Below are 25586 nucleotides of genomic sequence, written 5' to 3' on the forward strand. Positions count from 1 at the left end.
GTCTGACGGGATCGGGAAACCCGCCGTCCGGGATGCCGGGCGGCGGGTTTTTTCACGACCGTGACGATGCCGCCGCCCGGTTCCGCTCAGCCATAGGCGCTGCTCGTCAGCCGCCCCGTCGCGCGCAGCAGCGCGGCTTGCGCGACCAGCATGTCGGCGCGGGCCGACGCCACGGCGAGCTGCGCGGCGCGGAAGCTCTGGTCGGCCACCAATATGTCGATGGTCGAGCGCAGGCCGAAGCCATATTCCGCCCGCACGCCGCGCAGCGCCAGGTCGGCGGCAGCGAGGCCATCGATATTGGCGCGCAACCGCGCCTGCGCCGCCGTCAGCGAGGCCCAGGCCGTATCGGCGGCGCGCACCGCCTCGCGCAGACTGGCGTCCGCCTGGAACCGCTCGGCACGGTTGGTCGCCTGCGCCTGGCGGATGCGCGCGGGGATCAGCCCACCGGTCAGCAGCGGGATGCGCAACGCCAGCCCCACCGATCCCGCCACCGGATAGCCGCGCGCCCGTCACCCGACCCGATCCGCACGCCCCGGCCATAACCGCCCGTCAGGTCCAGCGCCGGCGCACCATCCGCGCGCGCCTGATCGATGCGGGCGGCCGACGCCTCGACCAGCCGACGCTGCTGGAGGAGAAGCGGGTTGGCCGTCTCGGCCGCACGACGCGCCTGCGCGCGATCCTCGGGCAGGGCGGGGGGCGGTGGTATCTCCGGCGACAGGGCCCCGGCATCGCGTCCGACGACGGTGCGATAGGCGGCCTCGGCGGCGGCCAGCGCGCCCTCCGCATCCGCCAGATTGGCGACGACGGTGGCGCGCTGCGCCTCCAGTTGCGCGACGTCGGTGCGGGTCGCCTGTCCCAGGCCGAAGCGGGAGCGCGCCTCCGCCACCTGCCGGTCGAGCCGTTCGATGCCGACGCGGGCGACCTCCACCGCCTGCTGGTTGTAGAGCAGGTCGGCATAGGCGAGGACGACGCCTTGCAGCACCGCCGCCTCCACGTCGCGCAACCCCTCCGCCCCGGCGGCGACGTCGCGATCGGCGGCGCGGACCGCCGAGCGGACGCGCCCGCCCGTCCAGATCGGCAGCGCGGCGTCGATCGTGGCCGCGCCGGACGTGCCATGGCCCAGCCGGTCATAGCCCGTGTTCGCGCCGGTGGAGAGGGTGGGGCGGCCCAGCGCCCGCGCCTGTTCCGGGGTCTCGGCCAGCGCCTCCTGCCGGGCGCGGGCGGCGGCGAGTTGCGGATTGCCGGCATAGGCCGCCGCGATCGCGTCCCGCAACGTCTCCGCCGGGGCGGGGGTGGCGAGCAGCAGCGCGACCAGGGTGGCGAAACGCCTAGTCATGGCGCAGCGCCCAGGCGGGGGCGGCGCGGCTGGCGCGCAGCGACTGGCCAAGCACGGTCAGCACCGCGATCAGCATCGCCACCAGGCTGGCGCCGACGAAGAACAGCGGCGACAGCGCCACCCGATCCTCGAACCCGGCCAGCCACGTCCGCATCGCGACGAAGGCGAGCGGCCAGGCGATCAGATTGGCAAGCAGCACCGGCCGCAGGAACTGGCCGACCAGCAGTCGCACGATGTCGGTGGCGGACGCGCCCAGCGTCTTGCGGATGCCGATCTCCCTCACCCGCCGGGCGGTGTTGAACGACGCCAGGCCCCAGAGTCCGACACAGCCGATCAGCACCGCCAGCCCCGCGCCGATCGCGAACAGGCGGGTGGCCTGTTCGTCGGCCTTGTAATAGCGCGCCAGCCGGTTGTCGGCGGTGTCACCTTGGAACGGCACCTGCGGCACCATCCGCTGCCAGACCGAGCGGATACTGGCCAGCATCGTGCGTGGATCGCCGGTGTACCGGATGGCGGCGATCATCGGATAGTTCTTCGCGGGATCGCCCGAGAAATAGAAATAGGTCGGGGCGATCGGGTTGCGCGGCGTATCGAAGCGGAGGTTGTCGACCACCCCGATGATCGTGCGGGGGCGGTTGCCGCCGACGACTTTACCGATCGCCGCGTCGGGCGAGGCGAAGCGCAATTGCTTCACGCCGAGACGGTTGATGATGATATTATGGTTCTTTGCCGCGTCCATCATCTGATGATCGTCCTCGCGACGTGCCGGGTCGAACATGCGTCCTGCAATCAGTCGCGCGCCATAGACCTGGAAAAAGCCCGGACCCGTATCGACCCATTGCAAGTTCGGCCCTTCGCCGGGGAGGCCGGGCAGCGCCACGTTGTCGGCGTTCGTCGTGCCGCTGCCACCCGGGCCGTCGCCGCCGAGCGCGACTCGCTGCACACCGGGCAGCGCGCGGATCGCCTCCACCATCGCGCGACGCTGGGCGGGGGCGACATTCCCGTCCGCGATCGAGCGGAGGATGATGAGACCATCGCGTTGATAGCCGAGATCGGCTTGCCGGACGTGGCGGGTCTGCACCAGCAATATGGCGGTCCCGATCATGAACGCGATCGCCATCCCGAACTGGAAGACGACCAACGCCTCGCGCACTCGAGTCCCCGCACGTCCGCCGCCGGGCGAGCGCGACGACGCCAATACGGCGGCGGCGGGAACGCGCGACAACAGCAAGGCGGGGTAGAAGCCCGCCAGCGCGCCGACCACCACCACCAGCACCGCCAATGCGGGTACGACCACCATGTACGGAATGGTCAGCGACAGCCCGCCTGCGGCATTGACCAGCGGTAATCCCAGTTCGGCGAGGATCAGACCGCCCAGCGCGGCGATGCCGACCATTAGCATGGCCTCGCCCAGGAACTGCGTGACCAGCGCCTTGCGACTTGCGCCCAATACCTTGCGCATGGCGACCTCGCGGGCGCGCAGCCCGGCCCGCGCGGTGGCGAGGTTCACGTAATTGACGATCGCGATCAGCAGCGTCAGCACGCCGACCAGCCCCAGGGTCACCACCGTCAGCTTCTTGCTCGACACGCTCCCGGTGGGCGAGGCGAGATGCTGCTCGGTCAGGGGCAGGAGCGCGAGGGCCTCGGTCTTCGACGCGTTCGGCCCCGAATCCTTCAGGGCGCGCCGATCGACGAACGCCGGCAGTTTCTGTGCATAGGCCCGCGCCGCCCCAACTGTGTCAAATCGTAGATAGGTGGTCAGGTGCGTGCTGCCCCAATGGAACCAATTGTCCCGCTCGACGCCCTTGATAAGGGGTAGGAGCAGCGACACCTTCATGTCGCTGTTGGCGGGCAGATCGCGGAAGACGCCGCCGATCCGGTAGGTCTGTGGTCCCTGATATGACGCGGTGATCGTCTGCCCGATCGGGTCGCTGGTGCCGAAGTATTTGTGTGCCAGACTCTCGCTGATGATCGCACCCGATGGATCGGCCAGCGCGCGGCGGCCGTCACCGCTCACCATCGGCAGATCGAAGACGTCGAAGAATGACGGATCGACCTCGGCCACGTCTTCCTTGGTCGCCACCCCGCGTCGCAGGACGCTGCCGGCCCCTTCGCCACCCCAGATGCGTGTGCCGACGGTGCCCGGGAAATCCTCCTGTAATTGCTCCAGCAGGCCACCCATCGTATCGGAATATCGACCGTTGAATGGACTGCCCGGCAGGTTCCACACCGTCTGCACGACATAGATCTTGTCATGGTCCGGCAGCCATTTCTCGAAGCTGGTCTCGAACCGGACATAGAGGCCGAGCACCAGGAACACGGCGATGCCGACCGCCAACCCACCGATATTGAGCGCGGCATAGAGTTTGTGGCGGGTGAGCGACCGATAGAGCGACAGCAGGGCGAAGCGGTTCATGCGATGGCATCCGTGCGAGGGAAGGGGGACCGGTCAGTCATGGCCGAGCGCCCAGGCGGGGGCGGCGCGGCTGGCGCGCAGCGACTGGACCAGGATGGTGGCGACCGCGATCAGCAGCGCGAGCAGGCTGGCGCTGAGGAAGTAGAGCGGCGACAGGGCGATGCGGTCGGAGAAGCCCGCCAGCCACAGCCGCAGCCCGACAAAGGCCAGCGGCCAAGCGATCAGGTTGGCGATGACGACCGGACGCAGGAACTGCCCGGTCAGCAGCCGCGCGATGTCACCCGACGACGCGCCCAGCACCTTGCGGATGCCGATCTCGTGCATCCGCCGCGCGGCGTTGAAGGCGGCGAGGCCCCATAGGCCGATACAGGCGATCGCCACCGCCAGCAGCGCGCCCGCCGCCAGCAACCGCGCGGCGCGATCATCGGCGGCATAGAATTCGCGCAGGCGGCGATCGACCGGCTCGGCGACCAGCGGCACTTGCGGCGCGATCCGGTGCCAGGCTGCCGCCACCGCCATCTGGGTGGCGCGCGCGTCGCCCGTGTAGCGCAGCGTCGCCAGGCCGCGCGGCGGCGTCGCCGGATAATAGAAATAGAGGGTCGGGCTCTGCGGGCGGCGCGGCGAGAAGAAGCGGAGCGGTTCGATCACGCCGACGATCGTGCGCGGCTGCGCACCGCCGACCGTCCGGCCGATCGCCGCCTGTGCCGAGCGGAAGCCGAGCGCGGCCGCGGCGGTGCGGTCGACGACGACGTTGAAGCCGTCCTGGCCCTTGGTCCAGTCGGTCGCGTCGTCGCGGCGGTGCGCATCGTCGAGCAGCCGCCCGGCGAGCAGGCGCGGGGCATAGACGCGGAAGAAGTCGGGGCCGGTATTGATGCGCAGGACGGAAAGGCCGGGGCCGGAGCGTCCGGGCATCGCGATGATGTCGACCCCGGCGCCGCCCTGTTCGGACGCGTTCCCCACTCCATTGCCGGGCGTCGCATCCGCCGTGCCGACCGCGACCACGCCGGGGATCGCGCGGAACGCCGCCAGCAGCGCCTGCCGCTGCTCGCGCGCGAGATCGTCGGCGGCGAAGGACGGCAGCGCCAGCAACCCGTCGCGTCGGAAGCCGAGATCGGCCTGGCGCAGATGCCGGGTCTGGGCGGTCAGGACGAGCGTGCCGGTCAGCAGCGCGGTGGCGAGGCCGAACTGCACGACCACCAGCATCTCGCGCAGCCGCCGGCCCGCCCGCCCGCCGCCGGGCATCCGCGCGCTGGCCAGCACCGATGCGGCCGGGAAACGCGACAGCAGCAGCGCCGGATAGAGGCCCGTGACCAGCCCGACCAGGATCGTCAGGATGATCAGCCACGGCAGGAGCGTGGGATAGGGAAGGCGGATCGAGAGGCCGGCGGTGGCGTTGACGAACGGCAGCGCCAGCTCGGTCAGGATCAGCCCGCCCAGCGTCGCCAGCGCGCTGGCCAGGATCGCTTCCGCCATGAACTGCGCGACCAGCGCGGCGCGGCTGGCCCCGACGACCTTGCGCATCGCCACCTCGCGGGCGCGCAGTCCCGCGCGCGCGGTGGCCAGATTCACGTAATTGACGATCGCGATCATCAGCGCCAGCACCCCGACAATGCCCAGCGTCACCAGCGTCGCGACGCGGCTGGCGCTCTCCGCGCCGGGCGGTTGCAGGTGCAGGTCGGTCAGCGGCAGCAGCGGCAGCGACAGGATCGCATTCGGGTCCGGCCCGAAATCGTGACCCACCCGCCGCCGGAGGAAGGCGGGCAGCTTCGCCGCGAAGTCATCGGCGGCGGCGCGCGTCGGGAAGCGGACGAAGGTCGACAGCGCCGCCGTGCCCCAGCGATACCAGTCCCAGCGCATCGGCGGCGGCGTGCGCGGGATCGGGGTCAGGATCGCCGCGCGCAGATCGGTATTGGGAGGCAGATCCTCGAACACGCCGGCGACGCGGAATACCTGCGGCCCGTCAAAACCGATCGTCATCGTCTGGCCGATCGGATCGGCGCTGCCGAAATATCGCCGCGCCGCCGATCGGCTGACCAGCGCCGCCGACGGATCGGCCAGGGCCCGCCGCCCGTCGCCCGCCACCATCGGCAGGTCGAACACGTCGAAGAAGGACGCATCGACCTGCGCCACATCCTCGCGCTGCGCGATGCCGCCACGGATCACGCTGCCGGCGCCGGCCCCGCCCCGGATGCGCGTGCCGGCCAGGCCGGGAAAGTCCTGGCGCAATTGCTCCAGCATTCCGGCCATGCTGCCCGGATAGGCGCCGTTGAACGGGCTGCCGGGCAAATGCAGCTCGGTCTGGATCAGATAGATCTGGTCGTGATGCGGCAGCCAGCGTTCGAAGCTGGTCTCGAACCGGACATAGAGGCCGAGCACCAGGAACACCGCCACGCCGACGGCCAGCCCGCCGATGTTGAGCGCGGCATGGAGCTTGTGCCGCGTCAACGACCGATAGAGCGACAGCAGGGCGTAGCGGTCGGTCATCGGATCAGCCGCAGCGCACGGTGCCGCTGCCGCTCTTGCGGATGGTGCAGCGCGGATGGCCGGCGACCGTCACGTCGCCCGAACCGCCGATCGACACGCTGGCCGTGTCCGACGCCTGGGCACGGATATCGCCGCTGCCGCCCAGGTCGACGCTCAGGTCGCGCACCGCCAGCGCCCGGGCATCGATATCGCCGGACCCGGCCAGCCGGATATCGGCCTGGCGCACGGTGCCGGTGGCGGTCAGGTCGCCCGATCCGGCCAGCTCCATCCGCACCGTCTCGCCGTGCAGGTTGCGCAGCGTCAGTTCGCCCGAGCCCAGCAGCCGTGCGTCGAACGTCGCCGCCATCGTCTCGACGTCCATCGCGCCTGATCCGCTCAGCGTCGCCGCACGCAGCGAGGGGACCGTCACCGTGACCATCGCGCCGCGATCCTGCCAGCGGCCCGGCTTGCGGCTGATGCGCAGCGTGCCGTGATCGACCGTCACCGCCAGGGCCGCGATCGCGCGCGGATCGCCGCTGGCGACCACCGACACGCCGTCGCTGCGCACGACCCGCACATCGTCGCTGCCGGTCAGGTCGATCGCGTCGAAGCCCGCGACGTCGAACCGCCTGGTCTCGACGCTCGGCACCGCGTCCGCGCCGCTGGACCCCACCGCGATCACGCACCCGCCCAGCATCGCGCCCAGCGCGGCGCCCATCATCCGCTTCATCATCCCTGTTCCCCTTTCCCTCTGGTCGTTCAGATCGCGCGCATGGCATTGGCGACGATGCGGCCATCGAGCATGTCGATGCGGCGCTTCGCCAGGTCGGCATGGCTGGGCGAGTGGGTGACCATCACGATGGTCGCGCCCTCGTCGTTCAGGCCGGTCAGGATGTTCATCACCTGCTCGCCATTGGCGGTGTCGAGATTGCCGGTCGGCTCGTCGGCCAGGATCAGCTTGGGATCGCCGACGATGGCGCGGGCGATGGCGGCACGCTGCTGCTGGCCGCCCGACAATTGATGCGGGTAATGGCGCGCGCGATGGGCGATGCCGACCTTGTCCATCGCCGCCGCGACCCGCGCCCGACGCCCCCCGGTCTGGCCGCCCGCATCCTTGCGATAGGCGAGGCCGAGCGCGACATTCTCCTCGATCGTCAGCTCGTCGATCAGGTTGAAGCTCTGGAACACGAAGCCCAGCGTCGCGCCCCGGAACTTCGCGAGTTCTTTCTCGTCCAGCGTCGCCAGGTCGCGGTCGCCGAACAGATAGCGGCCGGCGGTCGGCCGATCGACCGTGCCCAGCGTGTTGAGCAGCGTCGACTTGCCGCAGCCCGACGGGCCCATGATCGCGACGAACTCGCCCGCGGCGACGTGCAGGTCGATGTCGTGGAGGGCGGTCGTCTCCACCTCGTCGGAAACATAGCGGCGCTGGATGCCTTGCAGACGGATCATGGCGGGTCCCTGTTATCGGAGGTTGAGGATGTCGCCCTTCACGGACGCGGTGTTGGAGGTGACGATGCGGTCGCCGGGCTGGAGGCCGGACAGGATCTCGACCTGTTCGGGATTGCGCCGGCCGGTCTTCACCATCCGGCGGCGGGCATGGGCGCCATCGCCATCGAGCACGAAGGCCGAGGAGCCGCCGCCCGCCTCCAGCCAGCCGCCGACCGGCGCGACCAGCGCGGGCGCGGTGCTGCCCAGGGTGATGCGGATGTCCATCGTCTGGCCGCGATTGAGCCCGGCGGGGGCGGCGCGGTCGAAGGTCAGCTCGACCCGGAAGCGGCCGTCCTTCACGGCCGGCAGCACCTTGGACACGGTCAGCAGCGCGCCGTCGGCGGTGCGCGCCGTCTGCCCCACCGCGACGCGACCGAGATAATATTCGTCGACATCGGCGGTCAGTTTCCACGATCCCTCGCTGTCGACCTGGCCGGCCGGGTCGCCGGGCTTCAGTGTCTGGCCCGGCTGGATGGTGAAGTTCGTCAGCCGCCCGGTCGAGGGGGCACGGACGACCAGCGCGTCCAGTCCCGCGCGCACCGCCGCCAGGTTGTTCTCCAGCCGGCCGCGCGTATCGTCGAGCCGCTGCCCCTGCGTCGCGGTGATCCGCGCCTCCGCCGCGCCGCCCGACTGGAGCTGGGCGAGCCGCTTCTCCTGATAGGCGGCCTCCTCGGCGAAGCTCTTGATCCCGGCGTCCGACACGAAGCCCTTGTCGTGCAGCTGCTGGCGGATGGAGAGTTCGCGCCGCGCCTTGATCAGGTCGTAATTGGCCTGGGCGATCTGGCCGGCGCGATCGAGGCGGTTGCGCTCGATCCCCAGATTCTCGCCCGCGACGCTGCCGAGCTGGCTAGCGATCTGCGCCTCGCGGGTCAGCACGTCGAGCTTCAGCGTGGGATTGGCGAGCGTGGCGAGCGGCTGGCCCTCGGTCACCATCGCGCCGTCCTGCACCAGCAGCTTCTCGACCTGTCCGCCCGACAGCACCCCGACCAGCGTCGTGACGCGCGGCGCGACGGTCGCGCGGACCGGCAGGTAATCGGCAAAGGGCGCGCGTTCGACCTGGCCGGTCTCGATATCGGCGGCGGCGATGTCGGTCGATCCGGCGGCGGGCAGCATCCGCCAGATCAGCAGCGCCGCCACGACCGCCGCCACCGCCAGCACCACCGCGCGACGACGCCACCAGGGCGTCGGCGGCCGCTCGATCCGGCGATCCATCGAGGCACCGGGAGAAGCGGTTGCGTGTACGGGCTGTTCGGTCATCATGCGGACAGTGTCGCCGGAACCAGCCGAAAAGCCTAAATCACCATGAAACAGCCATTTCCCGTGGATACGCGATTGGGTGACCGTCCAGCGGCGGACGCAGTGTCCGCAAATGGACGGCCGGAGGGGGCGTCAAGCGCGTTGACCATCCTGCTGATCGACGACAATCCGACCGTGACCCAGGCGATGGCGATCGCCTTCCGCATGGCCGGCCATGGCCTGGATACGGCGAACGGACCGGAGGAGGCGTTCTCGCGACTGGCGCTGCGCCGCTATGACGCGATCCTGCTCGACATGAACTTCACCGCCGGGGAATCGAGCGGGGAGGAGGGGCTGGCCTGTCTCCGCCGGATCGTCGCCGAGGATGCGGGGGCGTGCGTCATCGTCATCACCGCGCATAGCGGCATCCGCATCGCGGTGGCGGCGATGCAGGCGGGGGCGTGCGACTTCATGATGAAGCCGTGGCGCAATGCCGAGCTGATCGCCAAGGTCGAGGCGGCGGCGGCGCGCCGCGCCATGGCCGCATCGACGCCGGCCACCCCTGCGCTGGTCGCGGCGGAGCCGGTGCGGTTATTGGGAGACAGTCCCGCGATGCAGGCGTTGCGCGACCTGATCCGCCGGGTCGGCCCCACGCCGGCGGGCGTCACCGTCACCGGCCCGTCGGGCAGCGGCCGGATGTTGACCGCCCAGGCCATCCACGCCGCCTCGCGCCACGCCCCGGACGCGCCGATGAAAGTCGACTTGCGCGATCCGGCGGCCTGGGACCGGTTGGACCGGGCCGATGGCACGCTGATCCTGCGTCATCCGGATCGGCTCGATCCCGTCGCGCAGGCGCGGCTGCTCGACCATATCCCGGCCGCGGCGCGCTGCATCGCCATCGGCGACGATATCGCGGCGCTGTCACCCGCGCTGCGACGACGCCTGGCGACGATCGAGGTGGCGGTGCCGCCGCTAGCCCGGCGCGGCGACGATGCGCTGCTCCTCGCCCGCCATTTCGCCCGCGACGCGGCGGCACGGTTCGGACGGCCCGAGATGCGGTTGAGCGCGGCGGCGGAGGCGTTGCTCGGCACGACGAATTGGCCCGACGAGGTGCGCGGGCTGGCGCTGGCGATCGAACGGGCGGTGCTGCTGTCGACCGATGGCCGGATTGATGCGGCGGCGCTCGCCCTGCCGAGCGTCGCGATCGAACCAGCCGCCGCCATGGCGGAGACCGGCTTCGACCTGAGCGACGCCGAGCGCGCGATGATCGAGGCGGCGCTGCGCGAGCATCGCCACAATGTCACCCATGCCGCCGCCGCGCTGGGATTGAGCCGGGGGGCGCTCTATCGCCGCATGGCCCGCTATGGGCTTTAGGCGCGGCCTGTCCCCGGTCGCCGCCAGCCTAGGACTGGTGATCTGCGGCGTGGCGGGCGCGGTGGCGTGGCGCAATGGCCTGTGGGGACTGCTGACCGGGGCGGTGGTCGCGGCGCTGTGGCTGGCGGCGCTGAACGCCTGGGTGGCGATCCGGCCGCGGGCCGTCACTCCGCCGGTCGCGGTCACGCGGGCGGATGCCGATGCGCGGGCGGTGCGCCTGCTGCTCGACGCCGCGCCGACCCCGTTGGTCGGGATCGAGGGGACCACCGCGCGTAGCCTCAATCGCGCGGCGCGCCGCCTGTTTGCGACCGACGACCGAATCCTGCCGCCGCCCGCCGCCTTGACCGATCCCGCCGCGACCCGGCTGCATCATGAGGGCCGGGGATGGCGGATCGACCGGGTGCTGGTGACGGACGGACGCAGCGTCGCGGCGCTGATCGACATCGAACAGGAAGAGCGGGTCGCCGAGGCGCGGGCGAGTGCGGACATGATCCAGGTGCTGGGCCATGAACTGCTCAACGGTCTGGCCCCGATCGTCTCGCTGGCGGAAAGCGGCGCGGTGGCGGTCGCCAGGCCGGAGCTGGACAGCCATTTGCTGCGCGAGATCCTCGGCACGCTGGCGCGTCGGGCGGAGGGGCTGCAACGCTTCACCGAAGCCTATCGCGCGCTGGCGCGACTGCCCGAGCCGTCCCGGCAAGCGGTACGGCTCGGCGCGCTGGCGGAGGATCTGGCGCGGCTGTTCGCGGGGCGCTGGCCGGGCGCATCGCTGACCATCGCGGTGGAGCCGGCGCTCGACTGGTCGCTCGACCGCGACCAGATCGGCCAGGCCCTTTGGGCGCTGCTCCAGAATGCCGTCGAGGCGGCGGACGGCGGCGCTCGGGTGGCCTTGCGGATGCATGGCAGCGGGGTCGACCTGGCGATCGAGGTGGAGGATCACGGACCGGGCGTGCCGCCGGCGGCCGCCGCGCGCATCTTTCGTCCCTTCCACACCAGCAAACCGGAGGGGACGGGCATCGGCCTCAGCCTCGCGCGGCAGATCGCACTCGCGCATGGCGGCACGCTGACCCTGGAGGCCGGCAGGCCGACGCTGTTTCGCATGACCCTGCCACCCGGGTGATTTCACGGGTGACCGGGTACGCTGAAGCCCGCTGCGTCGCTGGATGGCAAAGACCGGAGCTTCCGCTGGCACCTGGATGCGGGCACGAGCTACGACGTGGCGCCCAAGACGTCGATCGAGTTGCTCGGGCGGTATTCGCAGACCTCGGGCATGCAGATGAAGGGCGTGACGATCGATCAGGATCGCAACCGCACGACCCCGACCTACAAGCTGAAGAGCTCCTCGACCTCGATCATGGTCGGCCTTCGTCAAAAGTTCTGGTCTCGACTTGATCCGGTAGGAAGGCGCCGTCCCTGCATCGGCCGGGGCGGCGCTTTTGCGTGGCTACATTCCCATGGGATAGTCACGGGGTGCTGGATCATGACCGTCGGATGGGATCAGGACGTGGTATTAAGACTATTCCCGTAAGGCATAGGAAAGGCATCCCGCGATCGATGCGGGGGCGGTGAGAGGATCGTCAGAATCATAGGCTAAGCCTCGCGACCGTCTCGACGGGAATCGATATGAGGGAATGCGAGCCGGCGCGTTGTATTCAAGCCGGGGCCAATCGCGGGCCGCATCGATCGGCTTTGTCGCGGCTGTACCGATCAGGGGCGGAAATGCCTTTGAATAAGCGCGCAATAGATTGAAACTTATGAATATTGATGCGGCGTACCGGAGCATTCGCTTGCACAAGCGCGAACTATACTCCGCATCGTCCTCCGACAAGCTTGCACCATTACACCCCTTTAGCTAATGCGAGCGAAACGCAATAGCTAAAGGGGTGTAATGGTGCGCTGGATTTCCAGCACGGCTATGCTGTGCGCTGGGTTCGGACTTTCGGGCGGCGCTCTGGCAGAGTCCACCGACGACCATATCCGTCGCGAAGAGACCGAGATTCAGGAGCGCGGCGAAATCGTCGTGACCGGAGAGCGACCCAGCTATGTCGAGGGCGAGAGCGCGACCGCGACCCGCACGGCGACGCCGCTGCGCGACGTGCCCCAATCGATCCAGGTGATCCCCCGCAGCGTGATCGAGGATCAGAACAGCATCCGCCTGACTGACGTCTTGCAGAACGTCTCGGGCGTGCAGCCGGGCGACCACCGCCGGCAACCGTGGCGAAATCTACCAGATCCGCGGCTTCACCACCCCGCGTTACGCGATCGACGGCGTGCTGCTGAACCGGGTGGCCGATCGGTCGGAAACCTTCCTCGATCTCGCCAATGTCGAGACGGTGGAGGTGCTGAAGGGGCCCGCCTCCGTCATGTACGGCCAGGGCGATCCAGGCGGGGTCATCAATATCACGACACGGCGCCCGACCGACCGGCCGACGGCGGAAATCAGCCTGCAGGCCGGCAGCTTCGACTTCGCGCGCGTCTCGGCCACGGCGAGCGGTCCGGTCGGCGATCGGCTGGCGGTGCGCGTGACCGGCGCGGCACAGACGCTGCAGGGGTTTCGCGGCAAGCATGCGGCCACATCCACGCGTCAGTTCGCCGGTTTCGCGGCCCGCTGGCGACCGGGCGATGCCACCACGATCAACCTGGATGTCGACCATAGCAGCCAGCGTAATCCGTTCGACCGCGGCCTTGTCGTCGGCGCCGACAACCGGGTCACGCTCCCCGCCCGGCGCTTCCTGTCGGAACCCTGGTCGGTCACGGGCGCACGCAAGACGCGCGTCGTGCTGGACGTGGCGCACCGCGCGACCGACTGGCTCAGCCTGCACCTCAACGGCCGCTACACCGATGCGGTCGTGCAGGACAACTATGCGATCGATTATCGTGCGCTGGCCGCCAATGGCCGCACTTTGAGCCGTCGCGCGACGACCCGCACCGAGGATCTGGAAACCGTCGATACGCGCGCAGAGGCCGTGGCGACCTTCGCGACCGGCGGGGTCGGCCATGTCGTGCTGGCCGGCGGCAGCTATAGTCATGCCACGCTCGATTTCCTGACCTATCGCGGCAACATCGCGTCGATCGATATCCTGAACCCGGTCTATAATGCCCCACTGCCGCGATTGTCGCTCAATGCCGACACCTATCGCCGATCCGATCTCTACGCGGCCTATGTCCAGGACCAGGTCACGGTGACCGACTGGCTGAAGCTGCTCGGCAGCGTCCGCCACGACATTGTGCGCGATCGGTTGCTCGATCAGGTCAGTGGTCGGGAGGATCGTCGCGACAGCAGCGCGACGACGTGGCGCGGCGGGGTGGTCGTACAGCCGGTGCCGGCCATATCGCTGTTCGGCGGCTACGGGCAGAGCTTCCAGCCGCAGACCAGCCAGCGCCGCGACCTGAGCTATCTCGATCCCGAGCGTGGCCGTCAATATGAGGCGGGCGTGAAGCTGGACCCCGTGGGCGGGCGGCTGATCGCGACCTTCGCGGCCTTCGACATCACCAAGCGCAATGTCGCCACCCCGGACCCGGCCGATACCAGCTTCGCGATCCAGACCGGCGAGCAGCGGGTGCGCGGGCTGGAAATGGACGTTATCGGCCACCTGACGAAGCGGTGGCAGGTGATCGCCAGCGGCAGTCATCTCGATGCGACGATCAGCAGGGATGAACGGTTCACGGTGGGCAACCGGTTGACCAACGTGCCGCGATGGTCCGGCAGGCTGTGGAGCAGCTATCTGCTGGGCGGCGCTGCCGAGGGGCTAACCCTGGCGGGCGGCGTGACCCTGGTCGGCCGGCGGGCGGGCGACCTCAGCAACAGCTTCTCGGTCGATGGCTATACCGTCTATGATGCGACGATCAGCTATGCGGTGCCCGGCACGGGCCTGGAACTGTCGCTGACCGCCCGCAACCTGACCGATGCCTATTATATCGAGTCCACGGTTACCCGGCTGGAGAATTATCCCGGTACGCCGCGCAGCATTTTGGGAGTGGTGCGTGCCCGCTTCTGATGCGGGCATCCACCCGTGCGGCGAAGCGACGATCCCGGCGGCTGCACAATCAACGGATGGCAGGTCTTCACGGTTGGGAATCCGCGCCGGCTTTGCAGATCGACCGGCCGAGTGACATTTTCCGGAATCCAATCGAGCCCGTCCGGAAACTCGTTGGTGGTGGGATTTGCAGAGGTGCTTCGCGGCAAAGTCGCACAGAGCCGGTATCTTGTGCCTCCATGCGCACTGTGAGGCCGGTATACATATCTCACCGGGTCGTATCGAGCGTGATGACGGTAGGTCAGGCCTGTACCGCCCGGATCGACCCCGCCACGCCGACTAACATTACAGTTGCGCTCTTGATGATGTTCTGAATCAATGGGTCACCATGACAAGGAGGTCGTGGTGACGGGAGCATCGATCGAGGCGACGCTGGAGCTTTGGGCATCGTCGCTGCGCGAGGTGAAGGCGCGGATGCGGCCATTGTTCAGCCAGGCGCGTGTTGCGGCATCGGCGAACAGTTTTCTGGATGGCTTGCTGGGCGACGAGCGCCGCAAGACCGGGTGGATGCGCGCCGAGGCGGCGGGCGATGCCGGGCCATGGCGGCAGCAGGCAATCCTGGGGCGCGGGCGGTGGGATGCGGATGCGCTGCGCGACATCGTGCGCGATTATGCCGTCGAACATCTTGGCACCGATGATGCGGTGCTGGTCATCGACGAAACCGGATTCCTGAAGCAGGGCAAGGCGTCGTGCGGCGTGGGGCGCCAGTACACTGGGTCGGCCGGCAAGGTGACCAACTGCCAGATCGGCGTGTTCGCCGCTTATGTCTCGGCCAAGGGCCATGCTTTCGTCGACCGTGCGCTCTATCTGCCGAAGAGCTGGACCGCTGACCCGGTGCGCCTGGCGGCCGCGCATGTGCCGGAGGGCACGGCTTTCGCGACCAAGCCGGCGCTGGCGGTGAAGATGATCGAACGGGCGATTGCGGCCAGCATGCCGTTCGCCTGGGTCGCGGCGGATGCGGTCTACGGCGTCGGCGACATCGAGCAGGTGCTGCGCCGTGCCGGCAAGGGCTATGTGCTGGGCGTGAAGGGCGACCATCGCTTCGGCTCGTGGGGCCACAAGCCGGTCGTCGCGGGCACCGCCGCGCAGATCGCAGATGACCTCGATCCGACTGCATGGCAACGTCTGTCGGCGGGCCAAGGCACCAAGGGCGAGCGCGTCCATGACTGGACCTACTTCGAACTCGCCGACCTCGCAGCCGACGAGTACGTCGATGGTGCAATCGGGACATGGACCAGGGGCCTGTTGATACGGCGCCACATTGCCAGTGATGACCTTGCCTTCTTCACCACTTGGTGCCCGGCCGGCACGACCATCGAAACCCTCGTCGGCGTGGAAGGGCATCGCTGGGCCATCGAGGACAGTTTCGAGACCGCCAAGAACGAACTGGGCCTCGACCATAACGAGACCCGCTCCTGGCATGGCTGGCACCGGCACGTCTCGCTCGTCATGCTCGCCTTCGCGATGCTGGCGGCCATCCGTACCCGCGCCAATGCCGCGCCCCCAAAAAGACCTTGGACGAAACCACGGAACTGATCCGCTGGTCCGTCCAGGAAATCCGCCGTATCGTCATCCGGCTGGCCCAGCGGCGCATCGAGCCTCGTCGCGTTATCGCTTGGTCATGCTGGCGACGCGCCCACCAAGCCGCCGCTCAACGGTCACATGTCCGATCAAGAACGCAACTGTAATGCTAGCTCTCCGTGCTGCAACATGAAGTAGTCGGGACAGCGGGCATATAGGTCAGCGACTTCGTCAGCATCTCTTTCTGTTAGGATCGGCGGTGGTTCATGGGTGGCGGTATCGAGCAGGGGCATCATCCATTCATAACCGGCTCGTCGAGCAAGCACGACCGTTCCCGTAAATGAACGGCCAGCCAGACCCCTGGGGATTTCCCGTTAAGATTAGGAGATATGCATGTGAGCTGCGTCCCAAACCATAAGGCGAAGGAATTTCTGGGACTGAACACCTGTTCATTTGGCCGCGTCAGCTGGCCGTCATCGCCCCCTCATTCATATCGCAACGCACGCGCTGGTTCGGCGCGGGCGACTCGCCATGCCTGAACGAAGACCGTGCTTGTCGCGATCGCGACTGCCGCAACGCCTGACAAGGTGAAGAAGGCTGGCGACAGGGTGATGCGGTCGGCGAATTCGGACAACCATTGGCGCATCGCGAAATAGGCGATCGGCCAGGCGAGCAGTGTGGCGAGCAGTACCGGGCGTAAGAACCGCCCAATCAGCAGCCGCAGCACATCGCCGGTCGACGCGCCCAGCGTCTTGCGGATGCCGATCTCCTGGAACCGCCGCGCCGTATCGAACGAAGCTAGACCGTATAGGCCAATACACGCGATCATCACCGCCAATAATGCGCCGATGGTAAATAGCCGCATGCGCTGCGCGTCTTGGCGAATGAAGCTGTCATAGCGCGCCTGTTCGACCGTCTTGGCCACAAAGGGGACATTAGGGGCCAAGTCGTGCCAAACCCGCTCCATCTCAGCGGTTATCGCGACCGGGCTGCCGGTGAAGCGCAGGAAGGCGGCGGCGTTATCTTGCGGCAGGGGGCGCCAAATATACATCATCGCGTCGTTCTTGGTCTTGGGGCCCATGAAGCGCATATCGGCAACGACCCCGACTAATTGGGTCCGGCTTTTCGCGTCATCGTCCAAGATTTTGCCGACGGCATTGTCCGGGCTGCCCAGATGAAGCAGTCGGAGCGCAGATTCGTTCATGACGACGTTGCGAAAAATTGTCTTGTTGGGTTCGTTGCTGGTCGAATCGTCAGCGGCGAAGCGGCGGTCAAAGTCACGGCCGGCGATGAACCGCGCGCCCATTAATTTGAAAAATCCATCACCCACGGTGCTGAACATGATCTGCTGGGCGGCACCGCCCTTCGCTTTAAGCGAGCGGATCATGGAGACACCCCCAGCGGGCGTGGAGGTGGCATAGGACACCGCCCGGCTGCCGGGCAAGTTACTGAACGCCTTTAATATACGCTCTCGCTGGCCAGGATCGAGCGCCTTGTCGCCGAGCGCGGGGACCAGCATCATGCCCTTCTGGACAAAGCCCAGATCGGCATTGCGGACATGATAGGTCTGGGCGAACAGCACCGCCGTGCCGGTGCCCAGCGCGACCGCGATGGCGAATTGCAACACGACCAGCGCTTGTCTGACGCGGGCGCTCATCCGGCCGCCACCGGGCGAACGGGCCGAGGCGAGGACAGCGGCGGCTTGGAAGCGCGACAGGACCAGCGCCGGATAGAGGCCCGCGATCAGACCCGCGCCGATCACCAGCACCGCGAAAGGCGGCAGGATCGACTGCGTGCCACCATAATGGATGGACAACGACGTGCCGCCCGCTGCATTGACCAGTGGCAGCGCCAGTTCGGTGAGCGCCAGACCCAGCAGCCCGGCCAGCACCGCCGCCGCGATCGATTCGCCCAGAAACTGCACGATCAGCGCGCCCCGCGTCGCGCCGAGCACCTTGCGCATCGCCACCTCTCGGGCGCGGAGGCCGGCTTGAGCGGTCATGAGGTTGATATAGTTGACCAGCGCGATCAGCAGGGTGACCAGACCTATCGCGCCTAGCGTCGCGACTTCGGTCACGGCCGATTTGTTATTCAGGTGGAGGGCACCGAGCGGCTGAAGGCCGAGTGCGATCTTTGCACCCGGCATCGGCTCGTTCAGCGGGTGACGGCGGACCAGATCGGTCAGGCGTGTCTCCATCGCCTCGGCAGCGGCGGCGTCGGGAAAGGATAAGAGGACGAGATTGTCGCCAAAGGACCAAGCGTCGTCCTTCGTGGTGCCAAGCGGCGCGATCGGGACGATTATCGCGGGGGCGAAATCGGTGTCGGGGGGCAGGTCGCGCAACACCGCCGCGACCTCGTAATCGGAGGTCTTACCCGCGATGGTGATGGTCAGTGTCCGCCCGATCGCGGAGGCGACTCCGCCGAAATAGCTCTTGGCGGTCGCCTCGGTCACGATCGCCGATCCCGGCCGGGCCAAGGCCTGGCTCGGATCACCCGCCAGAGCCGGATAGGACAAGATGCGGAAAAAATTGGGGTCGGCCTGTATCACCTGTTCCGATACCGCCCCCACCCCTTTGCGCACGCTCGCGTCGGACGTGGTGAAACGCGTGCCGCGCGTCCCCGGATAATCATTCTGCAGGAAGGACAGGAAATGAGCCGAGGTGGAGTCGTTGTGGAAGGTGTCGAAGCCAGGCATCGTCACCTCGGCCTTGACCATCCACAGCCTGTCGCTGCCCGGCACCCAGCGGCCATATTGCGTCTCGAACCGGACGAACAGGAACAGCACCAGAAAGGCCGCGATGCCCAGCGCCAGCCCGCAGATGTTGAGCGTGGCGAACAGCCGGTGGCGGGTCAGCGAGCGATAGAAGCTGATTGCCGTGGAGGAGAGGGAAGAGGACAGAACGGAAGTCGAGAGGGCCATGGGACAATCCTTCAGGCGGACGAACGGGGCCGAGAGGACGAGCGCCGTCCGCTCATGCCGCCAGCCGCGCCGAGGCCAGGATGCGGCCGTCGAGCATATGGACGGTCCGCCTGGCGATGTCGGCATGGGTGGGGCTGTGCGTCACCATGACGATCGTCGCGCCGCCGGCGTTTAGCTGTTGCAGGATTTCCATCACCTGCGCGCCGTTGGCGGTATCCAGATTGCCGGTCGGCTCGTCGGCTAGGATCAGCCGGGGTTCGCCAACGATCGCGCGGGCAATCGCGGCACGTTGTTGCTGACCGCCCGACAGCTGGTGCGGGAAATGGCGCTGGCGGTGGGCGATGCCGACCCGGTCCATCGCCGCCGCGATCTGGTTGCGCTTCTCGCTCGCAGCCATGGGGCGATAGGCTAGACCCAGCGCGACATTCTCGGCGATGGTCAGCTCGTCGATCAGGTTGAAGCTCTGGAACACAAATCCCAGCCGGTCGCGCCGCAGCCGCGCCAGCGCGGCCTCGGGCGCGCGGGCGATGTCCTTGCCCTCGAACAGATAGCGCCCGCCGCTCGGCCGGTCGATCGTGCCCAGTATGTTGAGCAGGGTCGACTTGCCGCAGCCCGAAGGGCCCATGATGGCGACGAACTCGCCGGGTTCGACATGAAGCTCAATACCGCCCAGCGCGGTCGTCTCGACCTCGTCCGAGGCATAGGTACGGCTGACGTCGTGGAGATGGATCATGGCGGCTCCTAACGAATGATCAGGGTCTTGTAGGGGGCGTAGGTGACGAGCGGCGAGGTGACGATGTGCTCGCCCGGCGACAGGCCGGCGGTCACTTCCACCTGTTCGGGATTGCGGCGGCCGGTCTGGACGGCACGGCGCACCGCGCGGCCGCTGCCGTCCATTACAAAGGCGGTGGCGCCGCCCGCATCCAGCCAGCCCCCGGCAGGGGCGACGATGGCGGGCCGGTCCGCGCCCAGTACGAGGCGGACGTCCAGCGTCTGGCCGCGATGGAGAGGAGGGGCGGCGCCATCAAAGGTGAATTCGACGCGGAAGCGCCCGTCGGTCACCTGCGGCAGAATCTTGAGGACGCGCAGCGGATAGCCGGTCCCGTCGACATCGGCGCGAGCGGCCAGGCCGGGGCGGACGCGGCTGAGATAATATTGGTCGATATCGGCGACCAGCTTCCACTGTCCCTCCGAATCGATCTGGCCGACCGGATCGCCCGTCTTCAGCATCTGGCCCGGCTGCATGGTAAAGGCGGTCAGCCGCCCGGCGACGGGAGCACGGATGGTCAGCGCGCCCAGGCTGGCGCGCACCATCGCCAGGCTGTCGCGTAGCTCCCGCTCAGTCGCGTTGATCCCGGCAGTCTGGTCGGCCAGCGTCGCCTGCGTCCTCGCTTGGCCGCCGGTCAGTGCGGCGACCCGGTCCTGTTGATAGGTGACCTCCTGTTGCAACGGGTCGATCGCCGCCTTGGTCACGAAACCCTTTTCATAGAGCAGCGCCTTTTGCCGCAGCACGGTCTGCGCCTTGGCTAGGGCGTTGCGCGCCTCGGCGATGTCGCGCTGGGCGTCTTGGCGGCTGCGCTGGATCGACAGCCGCGCGCCGCTGTTGCTGCTCAACTGGCCGATGATCCCCGCCGCGCGGCTGGCGACCTCCAGCTCCAGCGACGGGTTGGACAGGCGGGCCAGCGGCGCCCCCGTCGTGACCATCGCCCCGTCGGTGGCGATTAACTCGGTGACCGATCCGCCCGACACTGCGGTCACGAACACGGTGTGGAGCGGCGCCACCTCGGCCCGCAGCGGCACGAAGTCGCGAAACGCCTGGTTGGTGACTGCGCCGACCTGGAGGCTTTGCGCATCGACGGTCAGGCTGCCGCTGGCGGGCATCAACCACCAGAGGGCGGCGCCCCCACCGATGGCGCCGATCGCTGCGGCGGCACGGAGGATGCGTTGGCGGCGACGGCGGCCGGGCCGTTCGATTCGCCGGTCCATCGCGACGCCGCTGAGGGAGGAGGGGGTGTCGACCATGCGAACAGTGTAAGCCGGACACTCCCGTTCAGCCTAAGATGCTCATTTAGAGCAGGTTTTATGCGGCCACTAGTCAGTGGCGTCTGGTTGAGCTTAGCAACTGTTCGATTTCGAACAATGGCGGACGAGATGTCAACCGAATCACCTTCTCATCCGGCCCCGCATATCCTAGTCATCGACGACGATGCCGATATCGGGCGAGCCGCACAGCTGATGCTGGACCGCCACGGCATGACCGTGGCGGTGGCCGCCGATCCCGCCACCGCCTGGGTGAGGCTGGCCGAGCGGCCCGCCGACGTGATCCTGCTCGACCTCAACTTCGCGCGCGGGCGGACTGAGGGGGAGGAGGGATTCGAAATGCTCAACCGGCTGCTGGCGGCGGATCGGCACGCGGTGGTCGTGGTGGTGACGGGGCATAGCGGCATCCAGGTCGCGGTGCGCGCGATGCGCGGCGGCGCGGCGGATTTCGTGATCAAGCCGTGGAACAATGCCCGGCTGCTCGCCAGCGTCGAGCGCGGAGTGGCGCTGCGCCGTGCTAGGCTGAACGCCGCGCCCATACCTCCCGGTGGGGACCTACCGATGCTGCTGGGGGAAAGTCCCGACATGGTCGCCACGCGCGCCCTGATTGCGCGGATCGCGTCGACCGACGCCGCGCTGTTGCTGCGTGGTGCCGCCGGAACAGGCAAGACACTGGCGGCGATGTTGACCCATGCCGGGTCGCCGCGTGCTAACGTACCGCTGGTGACGCTGGACGCCGGGGCGGCGGACGCGCCGCTGCTTGCCGCGCGCTTAGCGGAGGCGTCCGAGGGAACGTTGGTCATCGACCGGATCGACCGGCTGCCCGCTGCGCTCCAGCCCGTGCTGGCTCGTGATAGCGGCGGCATTCGGCTGATCTCGACCAGTCGGTTAGACCACTTGGGGCTGCGTGTGGCGCTGCACGAGGATTTGCTCTACCGAGTCAATACTATCGAACTCGATCTGCCGCCTCTAGAGCAACGGGTGGGGGATGCGGTGCTATTGGCGCGACATTTCGTCGCGGTCTTCGCCGCCCGATATGGCAAGCCGTGCCGTCCCCTGACCCAAGAAGCGGAGCGCGCCATCGCCGCCGACATTTGGCCGGATAATGTGCGCGGGTTGCGTCAGGCGGCCGAGCGGGCGGTGTTGCTTGGGCAAGGGGATGCGCATGACGCCGCCGACTTTGCCCTCGCGCTACAGTCTGATGATCTAGCGCCACGCGCGATCGCACAGGATATGAACCTCGCCCGTAGCGAGGAGATGCTAGTCGCTGCCGCGCTGAAACGACATGGCTTTAACGTCAGCCGGGCGGCAACCCAGCTTGGGCTGAGCCGCGCCGCCCTGTATCGCCGGATGACGCGCTATGGCCTCTGAACGACTGGCCGCGACTGTTCGCACGTTGGTCCTGCTCGGTACAGGCGCGGCGGCGGCGCTTAGTGTGCGTGATGGGCTTTATGCCAATACTGTCCTGACATTGCTGTTGGCAGCCTGGACCGGGGGCGTGGCGATCGTTGCGGCGCGGCCGCTGGTCCTGACGCCCCCGCCGCCGCCTCCCGCGCTTGACCAAGAGGAGTTGCGGCGGCTGCGCACTTTTCTTGACTTGTCGCCCGCGCCTCTAGTCGTAAATGAAGACGGCGTCCTGACTGCAGTCAATCGCGCTGCGCGGCGGCTGTTCTTGGCGGATGTCGTCATCACCGTTCCTCCCCCGTCGCTCGTCGAGGCGCTGATGCATACGCCGCCGGGGCGGACCGCAACGGTTACACTTGACGAAAAGGGCACGCCGCGCACCTTCGCGCTCGCCGTCGGGGATTTGCTGCTAAACAGTGCGCGCGCGCAGGTGGTGGCGCTGATCGACATTGGGGCGGAGATCAAGGCGGCTGAGGCAGCGGCGCTACGCGACCTAGTTCAGGTGCTCAGCCACGAGATTGTCAACGCGCTGACGCCCATCGCCTCGCTGGCTGAAACCGCCACCGCCATGCTGGACGACGAGGCCCCGGACGTCGCGGGCGTGCGCGAGGCGGTGGGCACGGTAGCGCGCCGGGCCGCTGGACTTCAGCGGTTCGGCGACGCCTATCGCAGCTTGGCGCGCCTGCCTGCGCCCGAGCCGCGGCGGGTGGCAATCGCCGACTTGCTCGGCGATCTGAGCCGGCTGTTCGCAGTCCGCTGGCCAGATATCCCCGTCCTGTTCGAAATCGGGCCGGTCCCCGCAGCGATCCATTGCGACCCGGACCAGCTAAACCAAGCATTATGGGCGATGCTGCAAAACGCCGCCGAAGCAATACAGAGTTGTCCTGGTGCTGGGGTCACACTGGCGGCAGCGGCCGGGGCGGACAGCCTGGCCATCACCATCACCAATGGCGGTAGCCGCATCGCACCTGAACTGGCAGATGCAATCTTTCAGCCCTTCATGACTACAAAGCAGGCCGGTAGCGGCATCGGCCTGACACTCGCCCGCCAGATCGTCCGGGGACACGGCGGCGAAATCAGCCTGTTGGCCTCCGAAGAGGATGGCACGCGTTTCGCGGTGGTCCTGCCGCGGGTTTGAGAGCCTGTTTGCAAACCGACGCGCACCGCCAGAAAACTGGCTCATTCGCGAGTTTTTCAAACGGCCCCCTAAAGGCAGGCGCTGAGCTGCTCCCTGGTTTGACCAGACCTTTTCAGGTTCAAGAAGGCTTGGTGATATATCCTTAGCACGGGTTGTGTCCGTGCCATAGATCATCACCGATTGCCGCCTCCGCCGTCAAGCGAAATTATGGCACCTTTATTGCTGCCCGATATACGCGCCGCGTCGATATCCTTCACCGGACAGATCGAAGGATCCAACAACAGTTGCGTAAATCGGCAGCAGTGAAGTGCCCGAGTCGCGCCCCGACAGGCAGATCGTCGCCTAGAACGCAAAAAAAGCGGCTAAATGCAGGTATGGCGATGCTTATTTAGTCGCATTTTTAGGCGCGAAATATCATATGCCATTGCAATAAATATGTTTTCTGAGATGTGCACAATATTGCCAGCGCTGTTTATGTCTTATACTATGCCGTTGCCGGCAAATCGCGCTGGCTTTACTTCCAAGGGGAGGTTTTATGGTTTTGCCTTCAGCAACCACCGCCGTCTCTAATTTTGGGGGGCTGCCCGTGCCCTTAATTGCTGCACCGCAAGAGGGCATGACGATGTTGCAACCTCAGTGCACGTGCGGGGGTTCGAACGGCGCTGGTGCCGGTGGGAACTGCCTGTGCGGCAGCGGCACTGGCAGGGGCTCGTAAACATCTAGTAGGTCAGGTGCTGCGAGCACCCTTGCGGCACCTGATCTCCGGGTTTTGGTTGTTGATTCAGGGGGGGATGCCATGGAAGTACTACCCGAACTGGAATGCAACTACGTGGTGCCGCCGGAATACCACGTGCTTCGCCGCGAGGAGCGCGCGCTCCTAATCGACCCCGTTAACCATATTTGGTTTGCCACTGATGAATTTGGCGTGGCCAGCATCAATGCCTACGCGCGCGATCGGAGCTTTGCTGATGCGACCCGCGCCGTTGCAACCCGCGCTGGACTGAGCGAGGACGATCCGAGCGCGGCGGCCTATGTATCCCAATTCTTCGCTGGCTTGGCAGACTTGGGTTTTCTTCATCGCAAAAGTTATACGCGTCGCGAGCTACCCATTGAGCCGTCTCCCTATCCGGTGGTAATGTATCTGCATCTCACTGCAGCCTGCAACTTGAAATGCTCCTATTGTTACAATCAGGATCACCGATTTAACTTCCTTCAGGACCGTAAAAGCGAAGCCGCGCCCAAGCGGCAAGCGGCACTGTCGACCACCGAAAAATTCATCAAAATAATAGAAGATGCGGCCGCCTTCGGGCTGCAAGAGGTCAAGCTGACTGGAGGCGAAGCGACGTTGTATCGCGACTTCCTCGTAATTGCGAAGCGCGCGAAGCAACTCGGCCTGTATGTTAACTTGCTCACCAATGGCGCAATGATCAGCGAGGATAACGCCGACGAAGTTGTCCGTTATGTCGACAGCGTATCCATCAGTCTCGACAGCAGCACACCTGAGGGAGGGCATGATGCAATCCGCGGTGCGGGCTCGCACGCGAAAGCCATGCAGGCGGTCGCTCTGTTGCGCGCAGCAGGGCTTGAGCGGGTACACCTTAATGGTGTGGTCACCCCCTCAACACTCGAGGGCGTAGAGGACATCCTCGATTTCGCTTGGAACACGATGAAAGCGGAGCGTGTGTCGCTAGCAGGGTCGGTGATCAACGTACGCGATACACAGCAGCGTTGGGGGGCGAAGCAGCACGTGCTGAGCGAAGAGGAGTTCGCGCAACTTGAGAATCGTCAGTATGACTATCACTACAGCCGCGGGCTGGCGGCCGCGCCTGCTTTTCGCAATCAGTGCGGCGTCGGCAATGGCGTGGTCAGTGTCGACCCCAATGGCGACGTTTACCCCTGCCAAACGCTTCATGAGAAAGAGTTTCTTGTAGGAAACGCCTTTTCCTCCGACATCAAGTCTGTCCTAGACCATTCACCCGACCGCGACCGTACACGGCGGGCGACGGTCGACAAGATCGAGGAATGCAACGTCTGTCCTGTCCGTTATATCTGCGGCAGCGGGTGCCGGTCGGAGGCATATACTCGAGAGGGTGACTTCCTGGCCCGCAACAAGGATATGTGCCCGACATTCTTCGCGATCGCGGAAAAGAAGCTTTGGAACTCGGTCGGGCTTCAGGCTTGAGCAGGGCATCCGGCGCGCGCTGGCACAGAGCGCT

The 25586-nt window shown here is 67.0% G+C and carries 17 protein-coding genes and 2 pseudogenes; 9 read left to right on the plus strand and 10 right to left on the minus strand.

Translation table 11 applies throughout. From position 1 onward, the window contains the following. Positions 1–86 precede the first annotated feature (86 nt). From QE452_RS17075 to QE452_RS17105, 7 genes are read right to left on the minus strand one after another with little or no spacing between them, the layout of a single operon-like run. Positions 87–491: a TolC family protein gene (locus tag QE452_RS17075; protein ID WP_309730419.1), complete on the minus strand. Its 405-nt coding sequence runs from the start codon at positions 489–491 to the stop codon at positions 87–89. Then, positions 449–1336, minus strand: coding sequence for a TolC family protein (locus QE452_RS17080; protein WP_309730422.1), 888 nt, complete (start codon positions 1334–1336; stop codon positions 449–451). Before QE452_RS17080 ends, QE452_RS17075 begins: the two co-directional genes overlap by 43 nt. Further along, the gene (locus QE452_RS17085) at positions 1329–3752 is read right to left on the minus strand and encodes an ABC transporter permease (protein WP_309659108.1); all 2424 of its coding nucleotides are present in this window, start codon (positions 3750–3752) and stop codon (positions 1329–1331) included. Before QE452_RS17085 ends, QE452_RS17080 begins: the two co-directional genes overlap by 8 nt. Positions 3753–3785: 33 nt before the next feature. Then, complete coding sequence (locus tag QE452_RS17090; RefSeq protein ID WP_309659107.1) at positions 3786–6236, minus strand: ABC transporter permease; 2451 nt, start codon at positions 6234–6236, stop codon at positions 3786–3788. Positions 6237–6240: 4 nt separating this feature from the next. Beyond that, a complete protein-coding gene (locus QE452_RS17095) occupies positions 6241–6948 on the minus strand; it encodes a head GIN domain-containing protein (RefSeq protein ID WP_309659106.1) in 708 nt (235 codons plus the stop codon). A 26-nt stretch (positions 6949–6974) separates the two neighbouring features. Beyond that, complete coding sequence (locus QE452_RS17100) at positions 6975–7664, minus strand: ABC transporter ATP-binding protein (RefSeq protein WP_309659105.1); 690 nt, start codon at positions 7662–7664, stop codon at positions 6975–6977. 12 nt (positions 7665–7676) lie between these two features. After that, positions 7677–8963, minus strand: coding sequence for an HlyD family efflux transporter periplasmic adaptor subunit (locus QE452_RS17105; RefSeq protein WP_309659104.1), 1287 nt, complete (start codon positions 8961–8963; stop codon positions 7677–7679). Positions 8964–9101: 138 nt separating this feature from the next. On the opposite strand from QE452_RS17105, the gene QE452_RS17110 reads away from it, so the two are divergent. The 6 genes and pseudogenes from QE452_RS17110 (at position 9102) to QE452_RS17130 (ending at position 15883) form a co-directional block, all read left to right on the plus strand. Then, positions 9102–10313 (plus strand): response regulator, encoded by a 1212-nt coding sequence (locus QE452_RS17110; RefSeq protein ID WP_309659103.1) that lies wholly within the window; start codon positions 9102–9104, stop codon positions 10311–10313. After that, positions 10303–11430, plus strand: a complete 1128-nt coding sequence (locus tag QE452_RS17115; RefSeq protein ID WP_309659102.1) for a HAMP domain-containing sensor histidine kinase — start codon at positions 10303–10305, stop codon at positions 11428–11430. Before QE452_RS17110 ends, QE452_RS17115 begins: the two co-directional genes overlap by 11 nt. A 96-nt stretch (positions 11431–11526) precedes the next feature. Beyond that, positions 11527–11838, plus strand: coding sequence for a hypothetical protein (locus QE452_RS17120; protein WP_309659101.1), 312 nt, complete (start codon positions 11527–11529; stop codon positions 11836–11838). Between the two features lie 387 nt (positions 11839–12225). After that, positions 12226–12492: pseudogene (locus QE452_RS19135) on the plus strand (hypothetical protein); the annotation flags it as partial. Beyond that, entirely contained in the window at positions 12470–14308 is a 1839-nt protein-coding gene (locus QE452_RS17125; protein ID WP_309730563.1) for a TonB-dependent receptor, read from the plus strand. The pseudogene QE452_RS19135 and the gene QE452_RS17125, both read left to right, overlap by 23 nt. A 367-nt stretch (positions 14309–14675) precedes the next feature. Next, positions 14676–15883 (plus strand): annotated as a pseudogene (locus tag QE452_RS17130) (IS701 family transposase). 469 nt (positions 15884–16352) lie between these two features. Here the strand turns inward: QE452_RS17130 and QE452_RS17135 are convergent. The 3 genes from QE452_RS17135 to QE452_RS17145 are packed head-to-tail and all read right to left on the minus strand — an operon-like array spanning position 16353 to position 20810. Next, a complete protein-coding gene (locus QE452_RS17135) occupies positions 16353–18914 on the minus strand; it encodes an ABC transporter permease (RefSeq protein ID WP_309730425.1) in 2562 nt (853 codons plus the stop codon). Beyond that, complete coding sequence (locus QE452_RS17140; protein ID WP_309660123.1) at positions 18841–19521, minus strand: ABC transporter ATP-binding protein; 681 nt, start codon at positions 19519–19521, stop codon at positions 18841–18843. The genes QE452_RS17135 and QE452_RS17140 overlap by 74 nt, the downstream gene beginning before the upstream one ends. 8 nt (positions 19522–19529) lie before the next feature. Continuing rightward, positions 19530–20810, minus strand: coding sequence for an efflux RND transporter periplasmic adaptor subunit (locus tag QE452_RS17145; RefSeq protein WP_309660122.1), 1281 nt, complete (start codon positions 20808–20810; stop codon positions 19530–19532). A 129-nt stretch (positions 20811–20939) separates the two neighbouring features. On the opposite strand from QE452_RS17145, the gene QE452_RS17150 reads away from it, so the two are divergent. The 3 genes from QE452_RS17150 to QE452_RS17160 all read left to right on the plus strand — a co-directional run bounded on the left by QE452_RS17150 (position 20940) and on the right by QE452_RS17160 (position 25552). After that, a complete protein-coding gene (locus QE452_RS17150; protein WP_309660121.1) occupies positions 20940–22199 on the plus strand; it encodes a response regulator in 1260 nt (419 codons plus the stop codon). Further along, the gene (locus QE452_RS17155; protein ID WP_309660120.1) at positions 22189–23370 is read left to right on the plus strand and encodes an ATP-binding protein; all 1182 of its coding nucleotides are present in this window, start codon (positions 22189–22191) and stop codon (positions 23368–23370) included. Before QE452_RS17150 ends, QE452_RS17155 begins: the two co-directional genes overlap by 11 nt. 796 nt (positions 23371–24166) lie before the next feature. Then, entirely contained in the window at positions 24167–25552 is a 1386-nt protein-coding gene (locus QE452_RS17160) for a radical SAM/SPASM domain-containing protein (RefSeq protein WP_309660119.1), read from the plus strand. Positions 25553–25586 lie beyond the last annotated feature (34 nt).

It is taken from the genome of Sphingomonas sp. SORGH_AS_0438 (assembly GCF_031453475.1).
In the GTDB taxonomy this organism is placed as follows: domain Bacteria; phylum Pseudomonadota; class Alphaproteobacteria; order Sphingomonadales; family Sphingomonadaceae; genus Sphingomonas.